The organism is Pseudomonas sp. P5_B2, assembly GCF_056400445.1.
Window position 1 is genome coordinate 1 of sequence record NZ_JBFULH010000610.1, and the last position, 2379, is coordinate 2379.

4 protein-coding genes are annotated in these 2379 nt (G+C 57.5%); 1 reads left to right on the forward strand and 3 read right to left on the reverse strand.

The window, feature by feature from the left end; genetic code table 11:
- From AC1DRJ_RS24635 to AC1DRJ_RS24645, 3 genes are all read right to left on the reverse strand, one after another.
- Positions 1–565 (reverse strand): alpha/beta fold hydrolase (locus tag AC1DRJ_RS24635; RefSeq protein ID WP_477804458.1); only part of this gene is annotated, 565 nt, incomplete at its 3' end.
- Positions 565–1347, reverse strand: coding sequence for a class II aldolase/adducin family protein (locus tag AC1DRJ_RS24640; RefSeq protein WP_477804459.1), 783 nt, complete (start codon positions 1345–1347; stop codon positions 565–567). The genes AC1DRJ_RS24640 and AC1DRJ_RS24635, both read right to left, overlap by 1 nt.
- 199 nt (positions 1348–1546) lie before the next feature.
- Positions 1547–1999 (reverse strand): flavodoxin, encoded by a 453-nt coding sequence (locus AC1DRJ_RS24645; RefSeq protein WP_477804460.1) that lies wholly within the window; start codon positions 1997–1999, stop codon positions 1547–1549.
- A 100-nt stretch (positions 2000–2099) separates the two neighbouring features.
- On the opposite strand from AC1DRJ_RS24645, the gene AC1DRJ_RS24650 reads away from it, so the two are divergent.
- Positions 2100–2379: PAS domain-containing protein (locus AC1DRJ_RS24650; RefSeq protein WP_477804461.1), on the forward strand; the 280-nt coding region annotated here is incomplete at its 3' end.

Here is a 2379-nt window from a genome sequence, read left to right on the forward strand (position 1 = left end):
TCTCACTTTCTGTCGGGCGGGTCATCCGCCCGAAAATCCGCCTGAAACTTTTCACCAGTGCGTCACGCGTGAACGCACGGCCAATCATCCAGCCTAAGGGGCTGAGCAACAATTTTTGCGCCAAGAGCGGGCGATGAGCTTCGGGGAACAGGCCACCGTTGAGGAATACACAACTGGCGATGTGAAAGCGGGTTTCGTAATGCCGGGCCAAGAGTTCCTGCGCCACGCTGTCGCCATAATCGTGGGCCAGCACGTGAACCGGTTGCGTGATACTCAAATGCGCCAGCAACGCCTGTTGCAAGTCGGCCTGTTCGAGCAGGCTGTATTCGTGGTTAACCGGCTTGGCCGAGTCGCCAAAGCCGAGCATGTCGCAAGCAATCAACCGATAACGCTGCGCCAGGGGTTGCCACAGGTAATGCCAATCCCAACTGGCGGTCGGAAAGCCGTGGATGAGCAACAGCGGCTCACCTTGCCCGGCCGTCCAATAGCGAATGGTCTGGCCACGGAATACGAACGTCTGGCCGCGTTTGCGCCAGACACACAGCGGGATCTCGGCGAGTGCCATTAGAGTTTATAACCCGGGTCTTGTTGATCGAGTTTGCGTAGCAGCGCTGGCCAGGCCAATGCGCCGCCCATCCCTTGAGCACTTTTGGTCACGCCGGCGATCATCGCCCTGGCGCCTGCCAGAATCTGCGGTTCGATAGTGATCAGTTCGGCACCGCCGTTTTGCGCCATCACTTGGATATCGCAGGCGCGCTGGAAGGTAAACATCATCAGGAACGTGTCGGCGATGGTGCTGCCACAGGTCAGCAAACCGTGGTTGTGCAGCATCAGGAAATTGTTTTCACCGAGGTCGGCTTGCAGGCGCGCCTTCTCTTCATGGTTCAGCGCAACGCCTTCATRCGCGTGGTAAGCCAGGCTGGACAGGACAAACAAGGATTGCTGGCTGATCGGCAGGATGCCCTGCTTTTGCGCCGAGACCGCAACCCCGGCAGCGGTGTGGGTGTGCAGGACACAGACTACATCGTGGCGAACTTCATGCACGGCGCTATGAATGGTGTAACCCGCCGGGTTGATATCGTAAGGACTGTCCATCAACTTGGTGCCGGCCTGATCCACCTTGATCAGGCTCGACGCAGTGATCTCGTGAAACATCAGCCCGAACGGGTTGATCAGAAAATCCTCGGTACCGGGCACCTTGGCCGAGATGTGCGTAAAGATCAGATCGTCCCAGCCATAGGTGGCGACCAAACGATAACAGGCCGCCAGATCGACGCGGGTCTGCCACTCGGCAGCACTGACCTGACCTTTGACACGGTGGGGCGACTGGACTGGAGCAACATTCAAGGCAAGACCTCCTGTTCTTATTGTTGTGCTGTCTTTATGCCAGTCTAGTCAGCCCCCGACCTTCGTGTAGTTGCATTGGCAGCCAGCTTGATGGCCGTGCGAGTCAGTCGCGCAATGAGTCTGGATCCATGTCAAAGGACCGACGCCACTCACCGCAAGGAACAGATTGAGCCGTCTCGTCAAATCCCTGACGAACCCGTCACTGCAATGCGCTGACCAACTCTGCCAACCAAGGCTCGGCATCGGTTTCGGGGGTCACACTTTCGCTGGCGTCCAGGCGCAGCATGGGCAGCACTTCGCGCAGGCCCAGTTCACCGAACAATTCACGCATCTGCTCGCCACCGCCACAGAAGGTGTCGCCATAGCTCGCATCGCCCAGGCCGATTACCGCCCCCGGCAGACCGCGCCAGGCTGCGGGCAACTGGTCACGAATCATCGAATACAAGGGTTGCAGGTTGTCCGGCAATTCACCCATGCCGGTGGTCGACGTCACCGCCAGAAACGCTTGCGGTTCGAAAGCCAGGACATCGGCCAGGGATGCGCGCGGGTTGTGCATTGTTTCGAAACCGGCGAACTTCAAAATACTTGCGGCGTGGCGGGCAACTTCTTCGGCCGTGCCGTACACCGAGCCGGAAAGGATGGCGACTTTCATCAATCTGATCCTGAAACTTAGTGAAAACCGGATATTAACAGCACGACCTGCATTGTTCTTTTAGAATGCTGCGCTCAATCACACCGGAAAGGATTCTCCGATGATCAATGCTCAGCTGCTGCAAATGGTGATCAATGCTTCCAATGACGGCATCGTGATTGCCGAAAAAGAAGGCGAGCAGGACAACATCCTGATTTACGCAAACCCTGCATTCGAACGCCTGACGGGGTACACCAACGAAGAAATCCTCTACCAGGATTGTCGTTTCCTGCAGTCCGGTGACCGGGATCAGGAAGCGCTTGCCACCATTCGCGAGGCCTTGGACAAGGAAGGATCCTGCCGTGAAATCCTCAGGAACTACCGCAAAGACGGCACCCCCT